A 3,832-nucleotide genomic window follows, 5' to 3' on the forward strand; every position below is an offset into this window, starting at 1 on the left:
CCCTTGAAGGGGCGGAGCCCCTTCAAGGGATGGGACGGGTAGGGGCGGCGGGGGCGAGGAAAACGTGGGCGCTAAAGGAACGCCAGATGCACGACCCCGAACGCGGCAGCCGCCACCACCGCAGCCGCAGGCATCGTGATGAACCACCCAAGGACGATGTTCTTGGCCACACCCCACCGCACGGCATTCACCCGCTTCGTAGCCCCCACACCCATGATCGCCGAGGTGATCACATGCGTCGTGGAGATCGGCGCCTTGAACAGAAACGCCGTGGTGAACATGATCGACGCCCCGGTCGTCTCCGCGGCAAACCCCTGCGGCGGATCAAGCTCGATGATCTTCCGCCCGAGCGTCCGCATGATCCGCCACCCACCCGCATACGTCCCGAGCGACAACATCACCGCACACACGATCTTCACCCACACCGGAATCGGATCGCCGTAGTCCTCGACATCGGCGATGACCAACGCCATCACCACGATGCCCATCGTCTTCTGCGCGTCCTGAAGACCATGCCCGAGCGCCATCCCGGCAGCCGACACGGTCTGCGCGATCCGGAACCCCCGCTTGGCCTTGTGCGGATTGGCCCGCCGGAAGATCCACATGATCGCCGTCATCACCAGATACCCCGCGCACAGCCCCACGATCGGCGACACGAACATCGGGATGACGATCTTCTCCAGCACTCCGCTCCAGTACACCGTGGTCCCCCCGGCGAGCGCGGCCCCCACCATCCCGCCGAACAACGCGTGCGAGGAGGAGGACGGCAGCCCGAAGTACCAGGTGACAAGGTTCCAGGTGATCGCGCCGACCAGGGCCGCGAACAGGATCCCCATCCCCTTCGAGCCTTCCGGCGTCTGGATCAGCCCCTCACTGACGGTCTTGGCGACCCCGGACCCCAGAAAGGCACCGCCGAGATTCATCACCGCGGCCATCGCCAGCGCGGCCCGCGGCGTCAGCGCCCGCGTCGAGACGGACGTCGCGATGGCGTTCGCGGAGTCGTGAAAGCCGTTGGTGTACGTGAAGAAGAGCGCGACCGCGATGGTCACGACCAGAGCGAAGGTGTCCATGTGGCGGTCTCAGGACTCCTTGACGGCGATGGTCTCCACCGTGTTCGCCACATGTTCGAACGCGTCCGCCGCTTCCTCCAGCACATCCACGATCTGCTTGAGCTTGAGGACCTCGATCGCGTCGTACTTGCCGTTGAAGAGGTGCGCGAGAAGCTTGCGGTGTATCTGGTCGGCCTGGTTCTCCAGGCGGTTGACCTCGATCCAGTACTCGGTGAGGTTGTCCATCGTGCGCAGGTTCGGCATGGCCTCGGCCGTGAGCTCGGCGGCCCGCGCCAGCACCTCGATCTGCTGCTCGACGCCCTTGGGCAGTTCCTCGACGTTGTAGAGGACGACCAGGTCGACGGCCTCCTCCATGAAGTCCATGATGTCGTCGAGGGACGACGCGAGGGAGTAGATGTCCTCGCGGTCGAACGGCGTGATGAACGAGGAGTTCAACTGGTGGAAGATCGCATGTGTGGCGTCGTCACCTGCGTGTTCCGCGGCCCGCATACGCTCTGCGATCTCGGCCCGGCCGGCGGTGTCCGCCCCGAGCAGTTCCATCAGGAGTTTCGAGCCCGTGACGATGTTGTCCGCGGATGCGGCGAACATGTCGTAGAAGCTCGTCTCCCGGGGGGTCAGACGAAAGCGCACGTGAGGGTCCTCAGGAAGCGTCGGTTCGGTCAGGCTGATGCTAGGCGCATCATCCGGCCACGGCTAATGGGCCGTCCTCCAGTGTCGCCCATCAGGCACAGTGGTCGGCACGGGGGCTGCCCAGTGGTCCAGTCCAGCGGCCGTTCGCGGCATCGGCCACAGGCCCTATACCCAGCAAAGTCCGGTACGATATACCCAGTAGGGGTATGTGAAGCCATGTACGCGGTTTACGTCTGGAGGACGCGATGACGACCACCGAGACCGGCGCGGCCGTGCCCTCCGAGGCGGAGGGCACCCCCGCCGTCGTGACGGACCACGACCGCGGTGTCCACGGCTACCACAAGCAGAAGGACGAACACCTCAAGCGCCTGCGCCGTATCGAGGGCCAGATCCGCGGCCTGCAGCGCATGGTCGACGAGGACGTCTACTGCATCGACATACTCACCCAGGTCTCGGCCTCCACCAAGGCCCTGCAGTCCTTCGCCCTGCAGCTGCTGGAGGAGCATCTGCGCCACTGCGTCGCCGACGCGGCCCTCAAGGGCGGTGCGGAGATCGACGCCAAGGTGGAGGAAGCGACGAAGGCGATCGGCCGGCTGCTGCGCACCTGACGCCCACGCCCGGAGCGGCCGAAATCATTCGCTCCCGGCGTCCCGCTCCTCCGCGACCCTCAGCACCTCGTCGATGCTTTCCAGACTGAGCCGGTCCTCGCGGGCGGTCGAGGCCGCGATGATGAGCTCTCCGCACAGCTCGATCTCGGCGAGGGCCACGTGGTCCTGAACTGCCGTACCGCCGACCGGAGCCACGTGCATCACCTCTTCTCTGCCGTTACCGACTTCCTAGAGTAGGGAGCGGCCTACACACCGCGCATGGCACGGACGGGCTAGTTCTTGACGCCCGTCACGCACGCATACGCGGCCCTCACTCCTCCGCGATCTTGCCGGCGTAGATGTCGTCGCCGTCCGGAAGCCGTACGTCGACGGGGGCCCCGAAGTCGTACAGCAAGGTCGTCGAGGCCACGGCCACGGCGTCCTTCTGCTGCCCGTTGACAAAGCTGAACCGGTGCCGGACCTTACGGATCCGCCCGTCCTCGTCGAGGTACACATCGAACGGCACCTCGCTGGTGGCGAACCCTTTCGCCGCCGCCGCAAGCGCGTCCGAATTCCCCTCGGACGCCTCCCGCGCGGCAACCCCCAGGTCAGCGGTCCCCCGGTAGTGCCGCACCGCCGTACCGGCGACGTCCGTCTCCCCCACGTACGACGCCGTCCGCGCCCCGCGCAGCACCTCGGCGGCCGCATACGGATCGGTGGCCCCACCGGTGACCAGGTTCCCGTCCGACAGCGACCGCGTATCGACCCGTACCCATTTGTCCGCGGGCACACCGGCACCCCGGTTCTTCATGAACAACGCACCCGGCGCGAGCAACTCCATGATCGGCCGCTGCGCCGTGGCCCCCGCCGGATCCTGCGGCAGCAGCACCTTCAGCCGCCCCCGCTGCTTCCGGAAGTCGTAGACGCCCTCACCGCGAATGGTGACGCGTGTCCCACCCGTCGCCATCTCCATCGACGTCCGAGCCTGCGAGCTCCGTGCCCCGACCAGCACATCGGCAGCCCGCCGCACCACCTGCACGGCGCTCCCGTCCCGGGAGTCCCCCACCGCCGCACCGCTCTCGGCCACACACCCGCTGCCCGCCAGGCAGACACACAAGACCCCCGCCGCAACGCCCGCCCCACGCCCGAGCCTGTGCTGCTGCTGCCGTTCCGTCATCGCCTGCCTACCCCCAGCCGGTACGTCCGTCACGGGCCCCCTGTCGTTCCGGTTAACGACGAGTAAGTGCACCCGTCACGCGCACCGGGGGCGTCGCCTTTACTTGCCCTGGGTAACGTTGTCGACGTGGCGCAGCAGGACGGACCAACCTCCCCCGCAAATCCGGAACACCGCACAACGACAGTCGAGAAGGGCCGCTTCTGCTCGGCCCACTGCACCTGCGGCTGGCGCGGCCCGGCCAGACGCGCACGAAGCCTGGCCCGAGCGGACGCGGAGGGCCACGCGAGGGCTTGACCAACTCCCGCCCCAGTCACCCCCAGCCCGTCCGACGTTTGAGGACGAGGCGTTACCGTCCCTAGCCCCCACCC

At 67.3% G+C, this 3,832-nt stretch carries 5 protein-coding genes; 1 reads left to right on the forward strand and 4 read right to left on the reverse strand.

Annotated elements, in window-relative coordinates:
- Positions 1-71: 71 nt before the first annotated feature.
- A complete protein-coding gene (locus tag L0P92_RS42880) occupies positions 72-1,070 on the reverse strand; it encodes an inorganic phosphate transporter (protein WP_234768553.1) in 999 nt (332 codons plus the stop codon).
- Between the two features lie 9 nt (positions 1,071-1,079).
- Positions 1,080-1,700, reverse strand: a complete 621-nt coding sequence (locus tag L0P92_RS42885; RefSeq protein WP_015659485.1) for a DUF47 domain-containing protein — start codon at positions 1,698-1,700, stop codon at positions 1,080-1,082.
- Positions 1,701-1,945: 245 nt separating this feature from the next.
- Between L0P92_RS42885 and L0P92_RS42890 the strand changes: the two genes are divergently transcribed.
- Positions 1,946-2,308 (forward strand): metal-sensitive transcriptional regulator, encoded by a 363-nt coding sequence (locus L0P92_RS42890; protein WP_234768554.1) that lies wholly within the window; start codon positions 1,946-1,948, stop codon positions 2,306-2,308.
- A gap of 24 nt (positions 2,309-2,332) precedes the next feature.
- On the opposite strand, the gene L0P92_RS42895 is transcribed toward L0P92_RS42890, so the two are convergent.
- Both L0P92_RS42895 and L0P92_RS42900 read right to left on the reverse strand, forming a co-directional pair.
- The gene (locus tag L0P92_RS42895; RefSeq protein ID WP_234768555.1) at positions 2,333-2,509 is read right to left on the reverse strand and encodes a hypothetical protein; all 177 of its coding nucleotides are present in this window, start codon (positions 2,507-2,509) and stop codon (positions 2,333-2,335) included.
- A gap of 109 nt (positions 2,510-2,618) precedes the next feature.
- Positions 2,619-3,464, reverse strand: a complete 846-nt coding sequence (locus tag L0P92_RS42900) for an SCO4651 family lipoprotein (RefSeq protein ID WP_234768556.1) — start codon at positions 3,462-3,464, stop codon at positions 2,619-2,621.
- Positions 3,465-3,832 lie beyond the last annotated feature (368 nt).

It is taken from the genome of Streptomyces muensis (assembly GCF_021474425.1).
GTDB classification, from domain to species: domain Bacteria; phylum Actinomycetota; class Actinomycetes; order Streptomycetales; family Streptomycetaceae; genus Streptomyces; species Streptomyces muensis.

Excerpts from the sequence above, each read along its gene's own strand:
- L0P92_RS42880 (WP_234768553.1), bottom strand. The coding sequence starts at position 1,070 with ATGGACACCTTCGCTCTGGTCGTGACCATCGCGGTCGCGCTCTTCTTC.
- L0P92_RS42890 (WP_234768554.1), top strand. The coding sequence starts at position 1,946 with ATGACGACCACCGAGACCGGCGCGGCCGTGCCCTCCGAGGCGGAGGGC.
- L0P92_RS42895 (WP_234768555.1), bottom strand. The coding sequence starts at position 2,509 with ATGCACGTGGCTCCGGTCGGCGGTACGGCAGTTCAGGACCACGTGGCC.
- L0P92_RS42900 (WP_234768556.1), bottom strand. The coding sequence starts at position 3,464 with ATGACGGAACGGCAGCAGCAGCACAGGCTCGGGCGTGGGGCGGGCGTT.